15 protein-coding genes and 5 pseudogenes are annotated in these 20467 nt (G+C 43.3%); 3 read left to right on the top strand and 17 right to left on the bottom strand.

All coding sequences use genetic code 11. The annotated features are described in order from the left end of the window. Window positions 1–81: 81 nt before the first annotated feature. The 6 genes and pseudogenes from fabZ to spoIIID form a co-directional block, all read right to left on the bottom strand. The gene (gene fabZ / locus M5V91_RS23870; protein ID WP_009332168.1) at window positions 82–510 is read right to left on the bottom strand and encodes a 3-hydroxyacyl-ACP dehydratase FabZ; all 429 of its coding nucleotides are present in this window, start codon (window positions 508–510) and stop codon (window positions 82–84) included. A 127-nt stretch (window positions 511–637) separates the two neighbouring features. Further along, window positions 638–907: a DNA-directed RNA polymerase subunit beta gene (locus M5V91_RS23865; protein WP_251174291.1), complete on the bottom strand. Its 270-nt coding sequence runs from the start codon at window positions 905–907 to the stop codon at window positions 638–640. A gap of 17 nt (window positions 908–924) precedes the next feature. Beyond that, window positions 925–1752, bottom strand: coding sequence for a flagellar hook-basal body protein (locus tag M5V91_RS23860; RefSeq protein ID WP_217035385.1), 828 nt, complete (start codon window positions 1750–1752; stop codon window positions 925–927). 34 nt (window positions 1753–1786) lie between these two features. Next, the gene (locus tag M5V91_RS23855; protein WP_251174292.1) at window positions 1787–2626 is read right to left on the bottom strand and encodes a flagellar hook-basal body protein; all 840 of its coding nucleotides are present in this window, start codon (window positions 2624–2626) and stop codon (window positions 1787–1789) included. 328 nt (window positions 2627–2954) lie between these two features. Then, window positions 2955–3955: pseudogene (locus M5V91_RS23850) on the bottom strand (rod shape-determining protein). Between the two features lie 521 nt (window positions 3956–4476). Further along, window positions 4477–4748, bottom strand: a pseudogene (gene spoIIID, locus M5V91_RS23845) (sporulation transcriptional regulator SpoIIID). Between the two features lie 692 nt (window positions 4749–5440). Between spoIIID and M5V91_RS23840 the strand changes: the two are divergent. Continuing rightward, on the top strand, window positions 5441–6079 hold the full coding sequence (locus M5V91_RS23840) for a LysM peptidoglycan-binding domain-containing protein (RefSeq protein WP_009332174.1): 639 nt from the start codon (window positions 5441–5443) through the stop codon (window positions 6077–6079). Window positions 6080–6162: 83 nt separating this feature from the next. Here M5V91_RS23840 and M5V91_RS23835 read toward each other — a convergent pair. From M5V91_RS23835 to spoIIQ, 7 genes and pseudogenes are all read right to left on the bottom strand, one after another. Continuing rightward, window positions 6163–6823 (bottom strand): annotated as a pseudogene (locus tag M5V91_RS23835) (3'-5' exonuclease). A 17-nt stretch (window positions 6824–6840) separates the two neighbouring features. Next, on the bottom strand, window positions 6841–8751 hold the full coding sequence (locus M5V91_RS23830; RefSeq protein ID WP_251174293.1) for a DUF294 nucleotidyltransferase-like domain-containing protein: 1911 nt from the start codon (window positions 8749–8751) through the stop codon (window positions 6841–6843). Beyond that, window positions 8732–10401 (bottom strand): annotated as a pseudogene (locus M5V91_RS23825) (sodium:solute symporter family protein). Before M5V91_RS23825 ends, M5V91_RS23830 begins: the two are co-directional and overlap by 20 nt. A gap of 93 nt (window positions 10402–10494) precedes the next feature. Then, the gene (locus M5V91_RS23820; RefSeq protein WP_284522301.1) at window positions 10495–10824 is read right to left on the bottom strand and encodes a DUF4212 domain-containing protein; all 330 of its coding nucleotides are present in this window, start codon (window positions 10822–10824) and stop codon (window positions 10495–10497) included. A gap of 117 nt (window positions 10825–10941) precedes the next feature. Then, a complete protein-coding gene (locus M5V91_RS23815; protein WP_009332179.1) occupies window positions 10942–11124 on the bottom strand; it encodes a hypothetical protein in 183 nt (60 codons plus the stop codon). 308 nt (window positions 11125–11432) lie between these two features. Beyond that, the gene (locus M5V91_RS23810) at window positions 11433–12038 is read right to left on the bottom strand and encodes a pyroglutamyl-peptidase I (RefSeq protein WP_251174294.1); all 606 of its coding nucleotides are present in this window, start codon (window positions 12036–12038) and stop codon (window positions 11433–11435) included. A gap of 238 nt (window positions 12039–12276) precedes the next feature. Continuing rightward, on the bottom strand, window positions 12277–13242 hold the full coding sequence (gene spoIIQ / locus M5V91_RS23805) for a stage II sporulation protein SpoIIQ (protein ID WP_009332181.1): 966 nt from the start codon (window positions 13240–13242) through the stop codon (window positions 12277–12279). A gap of 141 nt (window positions 13243–13383) precedes the next feature. On the opposite strand from spoIIQ, the gene M5V91_RS23800 reads away from it, so the two are divergent. After that, the gene (locus tag M5V91_RS23800; RefSeq protein WP_019380634.1) at window positions 13384–13803 is read left to right on the top strand and encodes a VanZ family protein; all 420 of its coding nucleotides are present in this window, start codon (window positions 13384–13386) and stop codon (window positions 13801–13803) included. Window positions 13804–13834: 31 nt separating this feature from the next. Here M5V91_RS23800 and spoIID read toward each other — a convergent pair whose 3' ends face one another. Next, window positions 13835–14866, bottom strand: coding sequence for a stage II sporulation protein D (gene spoIID, locus M5V91_RS23795; RefSeq protein ID WP_251174295.1), 1032 nt, complete (start codon window positions 14864–14866; stop codon window positions 13835–13837). 105 nt (window positions 14867–14971) lie between these two features. Next, window positions 14972–15829: a LysR family transcriptional regulator gene (locus tag M5V91_RS23790; RefSeq protein WP_071157178.1), complete on the bottom strand. Its 858-nt coding sequence runs from the start codon at window positions 15827–15829 to the stop codon at window positions 14972–14974. Between the two features lie 123 nt (window positions 15830–15952). Between M5V91_RS23790 and tcuA the strand changes: the two are divergent. Beyond that, window positions 15953–17451, top strand: a pseudogene (gene tcuA, locus M5V91_RS23785) (FAD-dependent tricarballylate dehydrogenase TcuA). A 75-nt stretch (window positions 17452–17526) separates the two neighbouring features. Here the strand turns inward: tcuA and M5V91_RS23780 are convergent. Together M5V91_RS23780 and M5V91_RS23775 are read right to left on the bottom strand one after the other, a co-directional pair. Beyond that, a complete protein-coding gene (locus tag M5V91_RS23780) occupies window positions 17527–18894 on the bottom strand; it encodes an SLC13 family permease (RefSeq protein ID WP_251174297.1) in 1368 nt (455 codons plus the stop codon). 66 nt (window positions 18895–18960) lie between these two features. Then, complete coding sequence (locus M5V91_RS23775; protein ID WP_009332187.1) at window positions 18961–20466, bottom strand: tripartite tricarboxylate transporter permease; 1506 nt, start codon at window positions 20464–20466, stop codon at window positions 18961–18963. Window position 20467: the final 1 nt, after the last annotated feature.

The following is a 20467-nucleotide window of genomic DNA, read 5'->3' as shown; positions in this document are numbered from 1 at the left end:
ATATTTCCCAAAAACCGAAACAACTTGCATATTTTTTTACAGAAAAAATCCCGTACGCTTCGTACGGGATTTGTTTTATCATTACCTTTCAATTGCAAACATAATTTCAGCTTCCATCGCCACTTCGCCCTCTACAGTCGCAACGGCTTTTCCTTTTCCGATTCCCCTGCGGACGGAGAGCAGTTCGACTTCCATGATGAGTGTATCGCCCGGCCGCACCTGGCGTTTCCAGCGGCATTTCTCCACACCGGCAAAAAAGGCAAGCTTTCCTTTATATTCATCCAATGACAGCAGGGCAACAGCACCTGTCTGTGCACAGGCTTCAAGTGTCAGGCATCCTGGAAATACATTGTAATTCGGGAAATGCCCATTGAACACTTCCTCGTTGGCACTTACATTCTTTTTGCCGACAGCTCTTTTTCCAGGCTCAAGCTCTTCAATGGAATCCACAAACAGAAATGGGTATCGGTGAGGGATTATTTCTTTAATTTCTTCAACATTCAACTTCATATGTATCGCTCCCCTGCAGTATTTAGTACCAGATACTAATAATAGCTTATATTTATTTTACTAAAAAAATGGGCGAACGCAAAGTGGAAACAAAAAAGAAGGGCATCATCGCCCTCCTCTTCATTTTCTATTCTTTTTCAACTAACTCCACAATATGCATCCATGTGGACTTTGTAAAAATATCCTTTACTTCCCCGCCGCCGATGACTCCATACCCGACCGCAGCTCCAGCCGTAACGCTCAGGAAAATTAAAAGCACGACAATAATAATCCGAAGCCAGATCGGAATGAGGCGAATGCGAACACGCCCTTCACGCGGTGATTCTTCTTTGCTGTGTTCTTTTTTCAGTTGTTCACGCGTCTTGACTGCTTCTTGATTACTGTTGTTTACTGACATTTTATTTCCCCTTTTACCTAACGTATTCCGTTGATCAGCCCCATCATTTGATCAGCCATGGAGACAGATCTTGACTGAAACTGATATGCCCGCTGCAGGTTGATCAAATCTGTCATTTCCTTGGACATATCCACATTGGATTGTTCAAGGGAACCCTGGGCCATTCCTATCTGGCCGCGGAGCGCACCATTCAGCTCTGTATAGATCCCCTCGCCGTCAACTCCATCAGGAAGGCCAAGAAGATTATCCCCTTTTTGCTCCAGGAATTGAGGCTTGTTAATCAGAACCACTCCAAGATTGAATTCCTGGATGGAACCATTGGCTGCTTCTGCCAAAAAGCTCCCTGTTTCGGTCACTTTAAAATTTTTAGCTTGTCCATTTATTATAATCGAATTATTATTTTCATCAAGAACAGGAAGTCCGTCACCTGTTACAAGCATGGTCTCATTATCTGAAACCGGTGTTAAATAAAAGGCGCCTGATCTGGTAAAACGCACAGCTGCTCCCTCTTCGGTCTGCTCGAGCACACGAAAATACTGCCCTTCTTTTGTGAAGGCTAGATCAAGCGGCCGTTCGGTTGCCTTTAAGGCACCCTGCTTCATGACAATTTGGGATTGCGCGAGCTTTGCCCCTACACCTTGCCTGATGCCTGCAGGTGTTAGTCTTGCGGTCTCCGCATTCGGATTCCGCTGATTATTGAACTGTTGAAAAAGCAAATCGGTAAAATTGGCTTCTCTTCTTTTATAGCCCGCTGTATCAATGTTGGCCACATTATGACTGACAATATCCATCTGCTTCTGCAGCTGTGCCAGAGTATTCGTTGCTGTGATCATGGTTCTATTCATTGTTCTTCCCCCTTAGCGGGTCTGCCGCAGGACATTACCCGATCCGCCCGATTTCATTTGCGGCTTTCTCCATACTGCGGTCATAAGCCTGCAGGACCTTTTGGTTTGCTTCAAAAGAGCGATAGGCGGTCATCATATCTGTCATCGTCCGGGAAGCATCTACATTGGAACGCTCCAAATAGCCCTGCTGCAGCTTGAATTGGACATTCTGTGCATTATAGGCATTCTCAAGGACGCTTTCTTCTGTCACTGCAAACAGTCCGTCACCCTCTTTACGCAGGCTTTCAGGGTTTTGTGCATACATAATGCCCAGTCTCGCTGTTTCACCCGCTTCACCTGTTATCACACCATCTTCACTCACTTTAAAGCGGTCACTGGAGAGCTGAATCCGTTCACCCGCATCATCCAGAATATATAATCCGCCCGCTGTCGTTAAATAACCTTCTCCATCAAGGGTAAAATTTCCATTCCTTGTATAGCGCTGCTCGCCATCAATACCTGCTGCTGTATAAAAGACAGATCCACTTAAGCCAGTATCCGGATTAACGGGAAGATTAAGATCAAGCAAGGCCAGGTCCGTATTCAGGCCTGTTTCCTTCATATCTCCCTGCATGAAGGATGGCAGTGTCTCCTGCATATAGACCCCTGAATTCAGGCTGCCCACTTCCTGATTAACAGGAAGATTAAGGCCTTTCTCGGTCGGAACTGTCTTCTGGCCAATTCGCTGCAAAAGCATCTCAGGAAAAGCCCTTAAGCTTGTCTGATCTGCTTTAAAACCTGGTGTATTGGCATTCGCCATATTATTCGTCAGCACTTCTGTCCTCCGCTGCTGCGCAAGCATCCCGGAAGCAGCCGTGTAGAAACCTCTAAACATCTTTAATCACCTCTAAATTGCAATTCCGAACATCTATTTACCTCTATTATAAGAAACTTTCCGACAATAAACATTAAAAATTTTGAAGAATTGAGTCAGATTTTGAAAAAAGCTGTACCTTTTTTTAATCGGCTGGAATAGGAGAAAGTTTACTAAAGATATTCACTTATTGATATCGGTCAGATTTCATTTTTACCGGTCACATTTTTTATTTATCGGCCAATTTAGAATTTTACCGGTGGATTTCTAAATTTATTGGTCACTTCGTGCAAAAACAGCACTTGAGCTGTTCCCAAAAGAAAAACCCGCCAAAAAGACGGGTCCACAATTATACAAGCTTCTTCTTTGGAAGCTTATCAATATTATCAAGCATGATACCTGTTCCAACGGCTACGCAATCCATCGGGTTTTCTGCAATTAAAACAGGGACTTTCAGCTCTTCAGCCAGAAGCTGGTCGATTCCGTGAAGAAGGGCCCCCCGCCTGTTAAAATAACCCCGCGGTCGATGATATCTGCAGACAGTTCAGGCGGTGTGCGTTCAAGCACGCTTTTGGCAGCCTGTACGATGACATCAACAGATTCTGCCAGAGCACCCTGAACTTCTTCAGAGCGTACGGTAATCGTTCTCGGCAGACCTGAAACCATGTCACGGCCCCGGATTTCCATTTCCTCGCTTTTGCCGCCAGGAAATACGGTCCCGATTGTTACTTTAATATTTTCGGCAGTTCTTTCGCCGATTAGAAGCTTGTATTCTTTTTTGATATATTGAAGAATTTCGTTGTCAAATTTATCTCCGGCCATCTTAATAGAAGAAGACGTAACAATGTCTCCCATTGATAAAACCGCTACATCTGTTGTACCGCCGCCGATATCGACAACCATGTTTCCGCTCGGCTGGAAGATATCCATGCCTGCTCCGATTGCCGCAACTTTTGGTTCTTCTTCAAGATATATCTTTTTGCCGCCGCTTTTTTCAGCAGCTTCCCTAATCGCCTTCTGCTCAACACCTGTAACATTTGTCGGGCAGCAGATTAAAATGCGCGGCTTTGATAAGAAGCCTTTAACATTCAGTTTATTGATAAAGTGCTTCAGCATCGCTTCTGTCACATCAAAGTCGGCAATAACACCGTCTTTTAGCGGGCGGATTGCCACAATGTTCCCTGGTGTGCGTCCGACCATGCGGCGCGCCTCTTCCCCGACGGCCAGTACTTTGTTTGTATTTTTATCAATTGCCACTACAGATGGTTCATTCAGCACAATTCCGCGTCCTTTAACGTGGATTAGCACGTTGGCAGTTCCTAAATCAATCCCAATATCCCTAGCAAACATTTCTCTTTTTCCTCCTTGCAAAATGGCCAGCTTCTGTCCGCACCTTTGAAGGCTCTCTCTATTTAGGCATTCTTAAAGCGAACTTCGCTTATAAATTTTTAGTTAGATGTTCAAGTCATTATTCGCAACTGCAGTTTAAGCCACGCAAAAAAATCAGTTCTTTTTAAAAAGAAATGATTTTGCCCGGCGTTCTCATTAGGAGTCCTAGTCTTTACGAACCAAGTTCTATCCTAATTTTATATTTTAACACATTCCTTGTGAAAGCAGTAACATTTTGACAGATTTTGTGAGACTTTTTGAGGGTTTTTGTCGAAATGGGGAAATAGATGCAGGCGACTTAGGAAGGGGCTTAAATCCATATAGCAAAGCCTTGGTTCAGGCCATGGAAACAGCTTATGATCTTTTAGCCCCCGGAGCCGCATGAAGGTTCATCATGTACAGCAAAACAAAAATTGCCATGATACTGCTAAAAACAGCAGTCTTTAGCCTTTGACGCCTTTATCAGCGCCTTTTGAATCTTTTCATTTAACTGGCTCTTCTTCCATTTCCTCTTTTTTGTATTTCATTTTTGTGGCTTCGCCGCCGCGCAGATGGCGGATCGATTTATGATAATCCAGGATTTCCTTTACTTCGTTTGCCAGTTCAGGATTGATTTCAGGTAGTCTTTCCGTCAAGTCTTTATGGACTGTACTTTTGGATACGCCAAACTCCTTCGCGATTACGCGAACCGTTTTTTCGTCTCCACGATATACTTTCCAATCTTGATAGTTCTCTCTTTGATGTAATCGTGCACACCACTCGCCCTCCCCGATTTGGATGTGAGAAGTGTGAAATGAGACTCGCTTTCTGTCTGGTTTTTAACTGTATTCCGCATGGATTCATGATTAAATGAGCTTAATCGTGCATGCGCCTGAAAGGCTTGCTTTCAGCTTGCGATAATTAAACATGTCCTCAACATATTCATTAGTTTTAGTAAAACGATCCCTCACCTCATACATTCTCTTTGTAAGGTTTGTAACAGTTTATTAGCTTGGTTGAGGTAATATGCACGAAAAACTCAATAGGGACAAGGTTTTGTGTAAATTTTTTGAAAATAGGACATCTGGAGGCCAAAAATCAGAAATGTTTTCAAAAATCCTTTGGGGTATTTGAAAAATAAGCAGCCTAAAGACCAGTGAAGACTTTCCTAATTTTAATTGCTTCATTAATAAAATCCAGTACTTTTCCCGCATATCCATCAAAACCCTTCATTGCCGGATCATTCATTTCTATAGACATAAACAATTTCTTTAGAATCAGATAAATGCATAAATCTAGGAATTGCAGAGTGGATTGAACTATATACATCATCGGAAACAAGGGTAAAGAGCCAGGAACTCCTCCCTATTGTGAACCGGATATTTTTACCGTACTATTTTTCTCGGAAAACAATTCATTTAATTGGTTATAAAACCATTATATTCCAACGGATAGGATGAACATAGTATGCAAACACGCAAGGAAAGAATTCTAAACGATAAAAGAAAGAAGATAAAAGCAAGAGGAATGGCGGCAGCCAGCACTGTGTTCGCTGCAGTAATCGCATCAGCCGGTTTCAGCGTTTCATCAAAAGAAGCTCAGGCATTGACAGGCACCTACAAAGTGAAGCATGGAGATACATTATATAAAATCTCCAGGGAACATGATATGACTGTTAAAGAATTGAAGGCGGTTAACCATCTGAAGTCTGACACAATTCATCCAGGGCAATCACTGGAGGTTCGGACTGAGCGTCATACAGAAGAACCGTTCAATAATGAGACAGCTGTTTATACCGTGGTGCCGGGCGATACACTATGGGGAATCGCAAAGCGCTACCGCATGAATGTCAATGAACTGAAAAGATTAAACAAGTTAAAAAGTGATATGGTACTCATTAATCAGAAATTGACCATTAAAGGGGATATTTCCAAAATAAAAGCAGTCATCACTGGTGCGGCAGACAATTTTACGGTGGAATTTAAAAATGGGGATGATTATTTCACACTGAAGGTACCTTATGGAACAGCACAAACCTATCAAAAAATGTCAGGAAAAGAAGTCCTGGTGGTTTATAAGGACGGTTCACTGATCGATATACAGTAAAGGCATGGAAAGCCGCATTCTGCCGGCTTTCCACTGGTTTAACCGCATCACTCATCCACTCACCAACATTCCAACCACTGTCATTAAAATAGGGATCTCATTTGACTGTCGGTTGCTTTAATCAATTCCCCCAGGTTTTTTGGCCCCTCTGCTGAAACTGAAAGAGCAATTCAACATATAGGTATGCGGTAGTTAAAGCATCCCCTACTGCACTATGGCGGTCATATATGCGGGTGCCGAATGCCATGGCATATCTCTCAAGGTCGCGCATATCATAGGACGGGGCGATAAAGCCAATTAAATCCAGCGTGTCAATAGTAAGGAAATTTTTCAAAGCAAGCTTTTCGCGCTTAAATTCACTTTTGATAGCAAGTGCATCAAAGCCTACATAATGGCCAACCAGGCATACAGCTTCCCTTGATTCAACATAATCAAAAAGCTTAGAATGGCTTCCAATGCCTGCGGGGCATCTTTAACCAGCTCATCGGAAATAGAGGTTAATTCTCTTATTTCCCGAGAAATTTGTCGTTTTGGGTTAACATATGTCTGAAAAAGGTCCTTTTCCTGCACTTGAAATCCTTTTACCGGGACGGCACCAATCTCAATGATCCGGTCTGCTGCAGATACTTGAAATCCTGTTGTTTCAGTATCAAATACAATAAAACTCAGATCTTCAAGCGGCGTGGATAACGGAATATTCTCATACGTTAAGGAACATGTCACATTCTTTCTGAGAAAAAACATACCAGCCTCCTTCAGATCTATAGAGAGAATCTTGCGATTGCCTGGCTCTGCAGCTCCCTTAATGTCTTTAAGCTTAGAATCAATTCTTCTTTTTCGCGGGTAGACATTCTTGTAAATGATATAACGGAAGAGAAAGAGGCACCTGCTTTCTCCTGCTGCCATCGCTGGGTGACATACAATGTCATAATTGTGCTTACCGCTTCCTTCAAATCGGATGCAAACTCCTTTGAGAACACCTGCTTCTCCTGCAGGAAATCTATTTTTTCCATTGGTGTGCCTGATAGTTTTCCATGTATAAGTGACAGGATCTGCAGACTATGATGATAGGGAAATAGAATATCTTTTTTCATATCGATGTTCTTTCGATGCAGCTTGAATAGGGATCGGATCGGCTGATCCAGGGCGGGTATGGCATGTTCCTTTTCCAGCTGTGCCAGCCGGTATAAAAAAATTCTGGACCGCTTAACCTGTTCAGCGGCCAGCGCTTCAAATTCCGCATGCAGCCCTTCACTCCCCGCAATTAGCCGATAGGAGAAGAAGTTTTGCGCTAATAATAAATGGTCATTTGTTGAATGGAGCATCCATGTTCGCAGCCTCTCTTTCCATACTGTCAATGAGCCGCGCCATTTCTGTTCACTGCACATCATGAGCCCTTTGCAGCGTGCATAGCCAGCTGCTTCCATATTAGAGGTGATTCTTTTTCCCAGCTCTTCAAAAAATGCCGTGGCTTCTTCTGATTGACTCTCATAAACGAGGAAATGATCCTGGTCTGTGAGCATGAACTGTTCTCCACGGCCGCTTGAGCCCATTTGATAGAAAACAAATTTGCATGGCTGCTGTAAACCTTTTTCTCTCAGTTCAGAAATAGATAGAGCTATAATCCTTGCTGCCAGACGATCGTATAGCTTTGTAATGATTTCAAGCATTTTTAATATGGGAACACGATCACTTATTAAAGAATCAATAATGTCATATATGCACGTTTTGATTTGCGGAAGATTGTCCCGGTCGGCTTTTTCAATTTGTCGAACAGTCTTCATCACATTCTCGTTTTTCTTTCTCAGCAAATCTGATAGCGTCACAATCCCTACCACCTTAGAATCTTCCTTGACAGGCAGGTGTTTGACGCCCTTAAACAGAATCAGTGAAAGGGCCTCATAATAATACGCAAACCTTGATATCGTGACTGGATTTTCTGTCATAATGGTTCTTGCCTGAGCAGATAAATCAGCACCTGCAGCAGCTACCCGTTCCACTATGTCTCTTTCCGTAATAATCCCTAACAAGCAGTCATTCTCTGCAACGAGGATCGAACTTATTTTACTATTATGCATTAATTTAGCGGCCTCCTGAATGGATGCGCCCGGACTGACTGCAGCCGCCTCAGTACTCATGACATCCTGAACCCGGATTATGAATGGGTCATTTTCTCCATGATCTGTCGCAAGTTTTACCTGTTCTGCAAGAGAAGCGTAAACATCTTTCAATCTGATGACTACCTGTGTCAGCAAGTAATCATGAACAGCAGGGTCATCCCATCTTTTTCTCACCACTTCAAACGGAATGAACATCGCCCTTACCTCGCTGGAGGCTTTGACTTCGACCATTGACTCTGTATCGATCTTTTTGGAAACCCCCAGGAAATCGGCGAGGCTGGAAAAACCAATCATTTCCCCTGCCTGGACTACTTCAAGCACTTCTTCCCGTCCATTATGTTCATTTTTTACCAATACCTCTGAAAGACCTTCTAAGAGGAGCAGAAGGCCTTCACGCGGTTTATCTTTTTTCAGGATAATTTCATTTTTCCCATAGCGGCGGACTTCACACAAAGATAGAAGTGAAAGGGCTGTGTCAAATTCCACCCCTTGAAAAAAGGGGTGAAACCGCACAGCCTCCAAATGGTATAGGTTATACAGATTTTGATCCATCATCGTTCATCCATACTTCACCATCTTTGTAGACCATTTGCTCCGGATAGCGAAGATCCATAACCTCCTCCTGAATTTTTTGCGAAGGGGCAGCTGTCATGAGAGAAACAATGATATTAGCTGCAAATGCTGCAGCGGCACCAAACACACCAGCACCTGTATCAATAATACCCAGGATGGTGAAGCCGCCATATTTAGCTGCAAAGATGTAAGCCAAAGTTACACCTAATCCGACCAGCAAGCCGGCAATAACCCCTGTGAGTTTGAACGCTTCCACCAGACCCCCAGAACGAGCGCAGGGAAGAATGTTCCGGTCGCGAGTGCGAATGCCCAGGCAACAATTTGCGTAATCGCTCCTGGAGGGTTAAGTGCGATTACACCTGCTAAAAGAGTGGCGATTACAATGGACCAGCGAGCAACAGAAAGACGTGTCTTTTCAGTTGAATTCGGTTTTAGCACCCGGTAAAAAATATCGTGGGCAAAGGCAGAAGATATCGCAATCATCAAACCGCCGGCTGTTGATAATGCAGCAGCCATTGCCCCAGCCGCCACAAGACCGATGACAAACATGCCAAGATTGGCAATTTCAGGTGTCGCCATAACGACTATATCGTTCGAGATAATGAGTTCATTCCATTGCAGTACCCCATCGCCATTACCATCAGCTACTTGCAGCTTGCCTGTATCAACCCATGTCTTCGTCCAGGCAGGCAGTTCTGTAATTTTGCTGCCGGCAACCTGTGTCATTAAAATGAAACGGGAGAATGCAGAGTATGCAGGTGCAGATAGATAAAGCAAGCCGATGAACAGCAATGCCCATGCCCCAGACCAGCGGGCGGCCTTCATCGTTGATACCGTATAGAAACGGACAATTACGTGCGGAAGACCGGCTGTACCAGCCATCAGTGTAAACATAAGAGCCAGGAACTGCCACTTTGTTCCATTTGTAAATGGTGCAAAATATTCAGAGATTCCAAGCTCCCGGTCAAGTTCACCCATTTTACCGACAAGCTCCCCATAAGAAAGCCATGGGGCCGGGTTTCCTGTAATTTGAAGGGACATGAAAACGACTGGAATGATATATGCGATAATCAAAATGACATACTGAGCAACCTGCGTCCAAGTAATCCCCTTCATACCGCCGAATGCAGCATAAAAGGCAATAAGAACGACACCGATCATGGTTCCAAGCTTCGCATCAATTTCAAACAGGCGGCCAATAACCACTCCTGAACCGGAAAGCTGGCCAATCGAATAAGTGAAGCTGATAATGATCGTACAAAGGGCTGCAATCACACGGGCTGTGTGGCTGTCAAACCGGTCACCGATGAATTCAGGAACCGTGTAGCGGCCGTATTTCCTCAGCTGTGGTGCCAAAAGGAAGGTTAAGAGCAGATATCCGCCCGTCCAGCCCATAATATAGGCAAGACCGTCATAGCCCAGGAGCATGATCGTTCCCGCCATCCCGATAAAGGAAGCGGCACTCATCCAGTCGGCGCCTATCGCCATTCCATTAAAGACTGGCGGCACCCCGCGGCCGGCAACATAGAACTCCGATGTTTCTTTTGCCTTATTATAAATGGCTATTCCAATATATAAAGCAAATGTAGCTAAAATAATGGATAATGAGACCAAAAATTGTGTATCCAAAGACATCCCCCTTTATTCCGTAAAAAATTTATATGACGCCCCTTTTTTCTCTATTTATAGCGGCGGCTTGAACAGCCGCTCATTTTTCATTAATTAATGATCAAGAACTTTCCCTGAGCTAATCTGTTCATTTTTGTTTTCATCAATTCCATATTTCCGGTCAATGGCATCCCCCATTTTGGCATTAACGAACAGCAGAATGATAAAGGTCAGGACCGCGCCCTGTGCGCCCATGAAGTAATGGAATGGAAATCCGTTAATCGAAATATCGCTTAATGGTTCTGCAAAAAAGACCACGCCAAAAGAGGCAAGAAATCCAATAGCAAAATAAATGATCATGTTCCGAGTCTTTTCGCGGAAATAACTGTCTGCTACTTTTTTATCAATTTTTTCAAAACTCCACCCCCGGTAAAAATGATAAATTCGCACTCTTGATTCTGATTAACAGACTTTATTGTCAGGAATCACTCCTTTATCGGTTATCTGCAGCTGAATCGCCGCTATTTCACCGGATCCGTTATCCGGACCCGGACAAAACCATTACCTTAAACTGAAAATAAATTTGACTGTATCCATGAAAGGTGCGGGAACAAGAATGATTTGAACGAGGAAGTAAGCAAAGATTGATAGAAATGGAACTGCCAGGAAGATTGGTCTTTTCTTTCTTAAAGCTAGAAAAAGGCAGATACCTGTAATAATCATCATAGACATTAACGTAAGCAATTTGGTTCCCTCCTTTTTAGAAAGCGCTGTCATTTTTTGCCGCTTTCTGCTTTAAGTTTTAAAATAGTCATCCGAGTTATTTTCTGACTTCATTTAATTTTAAGAAAATTCATACTTCATTATGTACAAAAATCATTTCCAGGTCAAGTACATGCTGGAAATATATTAAATTTTTTAAAAGAACCAACTGCTCCCATTGATACTTAAGGGTTTTTGTCCGCAAGTATGGATGGCGGAGGCTTTAGGGCATTAGAGGAAAACACTATAGTGATAATAAAAACTTCGAAAAAAAGAGCCTGTCCGGCTCTTTAATCCAATTCTTTGATGATAAGAGTAATTGCCTCCAGCAAATCTGAATCAGACCAGCTTGCCATGCCTTTTTTGCTGGCAGCTGCCAGCTCGTGGGAAGCAGGAATATGCACAAAACCCGCCGGTACTTCAGTGTTTGCGGATTTTAGCAGATGAAGCACAGAGTACATAACGTTATTGCATAAATAAGTCCCCGCTGAGTTCGAGATGGCAGAAGGATATCCCGCTTCTTTAAGCCTATTAACCATCCGGCGGATTGGAAGCGTTGAAAAATAGCCATCGGGACCATTTTCCTCTATCAGTTTGTCTTCAGGGGCGACTCCGCTATTATCCGGCTCCCCGTCCTGGCAATTGATCGCGATTCTTTCAGGTGTGATGGCTGTACGGCCAGCTGCCAGTCCAAGAGAAATCACTGCATCCGGTTTTTTCGCCATTACTTCCTCTGCTATTTCCTTAGGGGCGAGATTAAAATCCACCGGCAAAAGGTGCCCCATAATTTCATAGTCTCCAACAGCTTTGCCATCCAATGCATTTACAATCTTTTCCGTCGGATTGATTGGAAAATCAAGAAAAGGTTCAAATCCGGTTAATAGAAGTTTCTTCATATTTCTCCCCCTGTATAACTCTTCGCTTTCCGAAATATTATACAGGATAATGGCAGAATTGTCTAAAAAATGTTGATTCGACAAAAATCGGGTGGTACCTGTCAAAAGAAAAGCGGAAGCGCCTTGCCCACCCCTACAAATCGAGGGGGCAGGCTGCTTGCACTAGACAGTTATCAAACTTCAGGATTCATACATTCTGTCAAAAAAAGAGCCCGCCATTTCGGCAGACTCCCTATCATTATGCGTCAGTTGATTCAGTTGCAGTGTCTTCCTCAACTTGGTCGTCAGTTTGACCTTCGTCTTCAGAAGTTCCAGCTGGATCTTCTTCTGTATCAGCAGACTCGTCTTCTTCCGTATTTCCGGCATTTTCATCCGCAGGTTCTTCAGCAGAACCTTCGTCTTCCGTTTTGCCAGACTCTTCAGCTGACTTGTCCTCAGAAGGAGCAGCTTCGTCGTTTCCTTCAGTTGCACCGCTGTTTTCTTCAGCATTAGCTTTGTCAGTTGTGTCTAACTCCTGTAAAGAGCTAAGCGGCTTATTGAAGTAATCAAGCGGATTGACCGGCATTCCGTCTTTACGGATTTCAAAGTGTACATGTACGCCTGCTTCTTCATTAAACAAGCTTTCGCCTGCCTTCGCAAGGGCATCACCTTGTTCTACCTGGTCGCCAACCTTAACATTCATCTCTGTAACAGATTGATATTGTGTTACAATTCCTTTGTCATGCTCCACTTCAATGACATTGCCCAAAAGTGAATCTTCTTCTACCTTAGTTACTTTTCCGCTTAATGCAGCAAGGACATCAAAAGTTTCTCCATCCTTTGTAGCAATATCAATACCTGTGTTCGGATGGTATGTGTTATTGTAAAATACTAGAGCAGCTTCCTGTTCTTCAGCCTTGCCGTCATAGTCATAGAATTGTTTTTGAATGACAGCTGAGTCTGGATCTTTGACAGGCATTACGAAGTTTTCCATTGCGCGGTTAACTTCCAATGCTGGCTCGTCGTACTTTTTGCCGGTAATATCAGTGGCTTCGTAATCGTAGCTGTCAGTGTCTGTAGCGTTGTCGCTTGTTTGATACCAAAGAACACCGGTTAGAATGATTGCTGCACTTGCAATGTAGATAGCTGGGAATGCCCACCGCTTCTTCATAAAGCGTTTAAAGCTGGAATCTTGAGAAGATCGTTTCTTTTCTTCCTCTCTCATTTATCATCACCTCAGCAATCAGTCTGAACAGATTGAGAGGATTATATACATTTCTCAAAAAAATTTTTTGGGCTTATTTTTCGACAAAGGTTTTCGGATTATGCATGATTTGGGAAAAAATTTATAAGGAGTTACTTATAGATGGTTAAGTGGATAATACGGGTGCTGCCTTTCCTTTATATGGCGCTTATTTGGGTCCTGTCCAGCATGCCGGCAGATGCAGTGGTGGAGCTGCCGGATCTGGCGGTGGACCGTTTTTTAAAAGAATCTATGCATCTGATTGAGTTTGGTATTTTGTATGTTCTTCTGGTTTTAGCTGCTTTAACAGTATTTAAGCTAACCCCGGGAGTAAATATTTTATTGGCCGTATTGGCTTGCTTTTACGGGATTCTCGATGAAATTCATCAATCGTTTGTACCTTATCGGTCTGCTACTGTGATTGACGCTGTCAAGGATATTACCGGTGTGCTGGTGTGCTGGTATTTGATCAGCCGGGCTCTTTTTTATGGGAAGTTTAAAAAGCTTGCTAATTTTCTTGGTTTTTTTAATAAAGCAAATTGAAAGAGCTGATTCAATGAATCAGCTCTTTTCCTTATTTCTTAGCCGTGACTTTCGTCAGCAGCTGGTCAGAAGCGGCAATTTCCACCCCTTTATAATAATGGGCAACGATTTCTTTGTAGCTCTTTCCTTCAACTGCCATGCCGTTTGCGCCGTATTGGCTCATGCCGACTCCATGGCCGTAGCCCTGGGTATTGATGATGATATTGTCTCCTTTGCGTTCCCAGGTAAAGTCTGTTGATTTCAGGCCAAGCTTCTCCCGGATGTCTTTACCGCTGACGACTTTTCCGTTAATATCCACTTTTGCGACCCGCTGGCCGGCTGTGCGTTCAGTTACGGTGCCAATCGTGCTATCATTAGGAAGCTGTACACCCAATTTCCTTTCAAAATCCTGGACTGTGAATACCTCTCTGCCGTTAAACTTCGGAGAATGCAGGTCCCATTTGCTTTCTACACTTTTTAAGTAAGGAACAGAATTTGGCCAGATAGCTTCGGAATTTTCCGTAAAGCCATTGCTTGTTGAAAAGAAGGAGGCTGTAATCGGTGAGCCGTCGAAAGTAAGAATCTGGCCTTGCGTTTCGGTAACGGCTTCTCTTACCTTTTCGATTTTCCACTTATAATCTTGTTTCCATTGCTGTCTCAATTCCTCATCACTTTTATAAACCTGATGGGTTACTGTATCGTAAACTAATGCCCCCTTAGGAAGTTCAACGCTATCTTTATTCATTAACTGCTTCACAATGAATGTCCTGGCTGCCAATGCCTGAGCCTTCAAAGCCTCCTCTTCAAACTCAGCCGGCATTTCCGATGCTACTACTCCGACGATATACTCTTCAAGCGGAACCGTCTCCAGCTTTTTCTGTGCAAGGCGGTAGACCCCTACCTCTATGGCTGGCCCTTGAGGAATTTCTGCCGCTGTCTCTTTTTTCGTCTCAGTCTTAAGCTCCTCGCCAAGTTTCCCGCTGACTTTTCCTTCTGTAAAGGGAATCACAAGCAGGGCGGGAACGATAAGCGTGACGGCAAACAACAGTGCGGCTAGTACGATGAAAGGTTTGAATTTTGTCATGTTTTAAGCCTCCATAGCAAATAAATAATTCGAACTCATTTCATGTTTATGGCTATGGACAAGCTATTATGACAACTTAATGAACCGGACTGCCATTTAACCAATTTATGCTTTACTGCCGCGGATAAATTCAATAAAAGCATTTGAGACGGAGAGATTCAGTGAACTTTCATTAAATACAAGCCATGTTTTCCGGTAAAGCGTTTCACCCTTTAAGTTCAATTCCCATGTGTTTAGATCTGTGCAGCCTTTAAGGCAAATTTCCGGCAGGATTCCATAACCCAGCCCATTCAGAACCATTTCACGGCATGTATCGATAATATCTACTTCCATTGTAATAGTAGGAGGATGGTTAAAGTTTTCCTTCCACCAAAGATCGATAATATTTTTTAAGGATGGATCGGTGTTATAATCTATTCTCGGCAGATATGGAAGCTGTTCTAAATCGATTTTATCGTTTGAAGCAAGGAAGATTCTCTCTTCATCTATTAAAATTTTTGGCCCCTTCCAATCATAAGGATCACGGACGATGCCAATATTCGCTTCTTCTTTATGAACCATTTGGATTACTTCATAGCTGAAGCCGGTTTTTAACTTCAGGTCTACCTGTGGATATTGAATTAGAAATGCAGCCAGTATTTCAGGCAATTTATATCTGGCATACGTTTGTGAGACTCCAAGCCTTAATGCTCCTCTTACCTCACCCTCCATGCTGCTGAGAAAATCCTTCGTTTCCCTTAGCTGATGAATCATCCTATTGGCATATTCCACTAAATATTCCCCTTCAGATGTAAAATCCACTCCTCTCTTTCTTCGTGATAGGATTTTTACAGCAAATTCTTTTTCCAGCTGCTGAATCCTGTACGTCAATGAAGGCTGCGAGATATACAACTGTTCCGCAGCTTTCGTAATATTCCGTTCTTTATGGATTGTCTGCAGGATGAGCCAATCTTTTTCGTCCATTTCTGCCTCCATTGAAATAGAAATTTTTTATCGTTAACAATAAAATATCAATATTTCATTTATTTTACCATTCCCCCTACAATAAAGTTATAAATAGTAAAAATTCGTCGGGAGGTACTTAAAATGGCTAAATATGATGTAGTAGTGGTAGGAGCCGGCAATGCGGCACTATGTGCGGCGATTTCGGCAAAGGAGAATGGGGCAAGCGTCCTGATCCTTGAAAAAGGTCCTGAACATAAGCGCGGAGGCAATTCTTATTTTACAGATGGGGCCATCCGTTTTGCTTATAACGATTTAAGCGATATTAGAAGAATCATGCCCTCATTGACAGATGAAGAAGCCGGTAAAATTGTGATGCCGGAGTACAGTGATTCTGACTATTATAATGATTTAATGAGGGTGACTGAAGGCCAGAGCCATCCGGAGCTGGCAAATCAGCTTGTTTCTAAGTCTTACGAAACAATCGTTTGGATGAAAGAGCAGGGTGTCGAATTTGAACTGAATTATGATAATCAATCATTTAAAAAGGATGACAAAATTCACTTCTGGGGCGGCCTTCCTGTTAAAACTAAGGAAAAAGGAATTGGCTTAATGAAAGCACTTTTCCAGCGTGCTAAGGAAGCAGGGATTGACATATGGTATGAGGCCCAGGCAACAAAGTTATTAACCGAAGATAGCAGAATAACCGGCGCAGTCGTTCAGCAAAAAGAGAAAGAACTTATCGTAGAGGCAAACAGCGTCGTGCTTGCCTGCGGAAGCTTTGAAGCCAATAAAGAAATGCGCTCCAGGAATTTAGGACCTGAGTGGAAGCAGCTGCTGTCCGGGGCACAGAATTCAATACAGGTGACGGAATCAATATGGCGATTGAGGCTGGAGCCGAAACATTTGGTGAATGGTCAGGATGCCACTCCATTGGTACAGACTATAATGTTCCAAAGGTCGGTGATTTCACAAAGCCAGGCGATATCTTCAAGAAGCATTCATACCCGCTTGGAATCATGCTAAATAAAGAGGGGTACCGCTTTGTGGATGAAGGCGCCGACTTCAGGAACTATACCTATGCAAAATATGGACGCGAAATTTTAAAACAGCCTGGACATGTTGCTTACCAGATCTTTGATAGCCAAGTGAGACCTCTTCTGCGCAAAGAATATAATCTGGAAGAAGCAACTGTTTATCAGGCAGACACGCTCCAGGAATTAGCGGAGCAGCTCCCTGTAGAAAAAGAACAGTTTTTAAAAACCATTCAAGAATATAATGATGCTGTTCAAGATGGTGATTATAATCCGTCTGTCAAAGATGGAAAATCAACATCAGGCATCACTCCTGAAAAAACGAACTGGGCACTGCGGGCTGAGAAAGGACCCTTCTATGCCTTCCCGGTTACATGCGGAATTACCTTTGCCTTTGGCGGACTACATGTTAACACCGATGGAGAAGTACTAAATAAAGAACAGACCCCAATTCCAGGGCTTTTTGCAGCAGGAGAGATGGTCGGCGGAATCTTTTATAAAAACTATCCAGGCGGATCAGGCTTAATGTCCGGTGCCGTTTATGGCAAAGTCGCCGGAACTCAGGCCGCCTCATTCGCTGTGAATCAATCCAAGGCTTCAATTAAATAACTATAATGGCGTGCTCAGTTTAGTGAGCACGCCATTTTTTCTTCAAAATTGAAGAAGAGACAGCCGTAAGTCGCCTCATCCCTGCCAATAAAATGCGAACGCTCCTAAAATAACCCCGATCCAAATCAAAAAGGAAACAGCACCCGCTTTAAGCAAATCTCTCTCACTAAAATGGCCATATGAATAACTGATTAAATGGACAGGCGATTGGGTGATAAAGAAGAAGCCTGGAATACCTGCCAAAAGCACGGCCTTCACCAGGTTCAGAGCTGGGAAGCCGCTTAATACATCCCCCAGTGAAATAACTAAAGGGAGCATGATGGCCAGGAAACCTAAGACATTCACAAACATGATTCTCATCAATGAAGTTAATAGAATTAAAATCAAAACAGTCATAAACGGAGTCTTCAGGGCAAGGATTGGGGTGAGATACTTAACCAGCAAATCGATGGTGCCTGTACTTAACAGCATCCCTGAGACCATGAGCGTGGAAGCAAAAAACAGAACGATATCCCAATTAATCGATTTTCTTGCCCGCTCCCATTCCCAGATTCCGATTCCCGGGAATATGGTCAGACAGGCGCCCAAAAGTCCAATGAGGGGAATTGAGTATCCATGTATGGTCTGCGTGATCCAAAGAGTAAGTGTAACGCCCATAATCACAAGCATTTTCTTTTCTCTTGCACTGATGTTTCCCAATTCACTGATTTTGGATTCAATCAGACACAGCAAATGCTCTTTGTTCATTTTCTCCGGCGGAAACATGATGATGAATGCCAGACCGAGCAGCACGGCAAAAATAGCGATTGGCACTCCAAAAGTAAGAGTCCATTGCAGATAATCAATATGATGGCCACTATCGGACAAAAGACTGTAAGCATAGATCGTTGAACTTGCTCCTGTAGCAACAAAAGCACCAGTAATCGGGATCAGATAGGTGATGCCGATGAACAAGGATTTCGCCAGATTGCTTGATTCGTCCATTGACTTTAAGCTTCTGATCAGACTATCAAATACGGAGGAAATAAGACTTGCTTTCCCGACATTGGACGGTACAAGGACCGATAAAATAAAGACAAGGAAAAATGAGATGAAGACAAGCACCTTGCCTGCACCGCGCGACCATTTCAAAATCACCAGGGAAAGCCTGGCGGCTAATCCAGTATCGATAAAGGCTCTTGAGATGATAAATGTAGAAACCAGCAGCCAGACAACATCAGAACTAATATATGCCAGCACCTCTTCATAAGTAAAAAAATGAAAGGAAAACATCAGCATGACTAGTAGTGAGCTGTAGGCCAGGGGAAATACGTTTCCCACCCATAATAGCTGGATGATCACAAGCGCGACGAGCGACTGTACTTTTATATTCCATTGCATCGGGAGGATAAAAAAGAAAAGATACAGCGCGATTGCTATAATCATTAGAAGTTTCTTTTTCATAATGTTTCTCCTTCTGCGTAAACAGGAAAATCCACCATTATTCTGGTGGACTTTCCTGGATCCATATTAAGCAGAGATAGCATCTTTATCATCATTTCTGCTTTTCTTCTTGAACTTATTGATCACAATTGGATAGAACAAAGAAAGTACAGTCAGCACAATCAGTGTAATCGATATTCCGGAAGAAAAGAATATACTTAAGCTGCCGTTAGATGAAGTCAGGGCCATCCGGAAATTCTGCTCCATATCCCCGCCCACAATAATTGCCAGCACCAGAGGGGCAATTGGGAAGTCCATTATTTTCATAAAAAGCCCAATTACGCCAAAAAGAAGCAGCAGGAAATAATCAACGGTGCTATAGCTGAGTGTGTATGTGCCTATAAACGCCAGCATGATGATAAGCGGATATAGAACCTTAGCTGGTGTATCCAGGATTTTCACCAATAAGCCGACAAGGAGAATATTGATGATGACTAATGCGATATTTCCAATAAACATGCTGTTGATCAGGGCCCATACCATTCCAGGATCATTTTCAAAAAGCAAGGGGCCAGGTCTCACTCCCAGCATAATAAGAGCTCCCAGCATGACCGCTGTCGTGCCTGAACCTGGAATTCCCATGGTCAAAAGCGGAATCATTGCCCCAACAGAAGCAGCATTATTGGATGATTCCGGAGCTGCAAGTCCCTCAACAGCACCTTCACCGAACTCCTCAGGCTTCTTTGATAGCTGCTTCTCAGAAGAATAACTCATCATGGAAGCAATCGATCCTCCCGCCCCAGGGAGGACACCAACGATAAATCCTAATGGAGCACTGCGAAGTATCGGCCACTTCGACCTTTTCCATTGTTCCTTGGTAAACCAGATTCTGCCAACCTTTTTCTTTTCTTTTTTTACTTTATCAATAGTTAAAAAGTTATAAAAAACTTCTCCTACTGCATAAACACCGATAATAACAATGAGGAATTCAATACCTTCACTTAAATGGGGAATATCCATTGTAAAACGGTGCACCCCCGTCTGGGGGTCAATTCCAATGGTACTGATCAGAAGACCCAGCGCCATCGCGATGAAGCCTTTCACCATTTTACCGATAGAAAGTGATACAATGGCCGATAATGTTAAAAGCATTAATAGGAAATATTCTGATGGGCCAAATTTTAAAGCGAAGTTTGCCAGCGGCTTTGCCAAAAAGATAAAACCAAAGACCGCCAATACACCGCCGATAAAGGAAGCCACTGCGGAAATGGCCATTGCCTCTCCTGCCTGTCCCTTTTGAGCCATCGGATATCCGTCAAAGGTGGCCGCGATGGCAGATCCATCCCCCGGTGTATTGAGGAGAATCGAACTTCTTGAGCCGCCATACATGGCACCATAATAAATGGCAGCCATTAAAATGATCGCACTTGTCGGGTCCATCCCAAAGGTAATGGGTATTAACACCGCAACAGCTGTAGCTGGCCCCAGGCCTGGGAGCATGCCGACAATCGTGCCTAAAAACCCGCCAATTACAACCCAAAAGATATTCATTGGCTGTAAAACGATCTGGAACCCTTGCAAGAAAGCATCCATG

The organism is Cytobacillus pseudoceanisediminis, assembly GCF_023516215.1.
GTDB lineage: Bacteria > Bacillota > Bacilli > Bacillales > Cytobacillaceae > Cytobacillus > Cytobacillus pseudoceanisediminis.
This window is presented reverse-complemented; position numbering and strand designations above follow the sequence as displayed.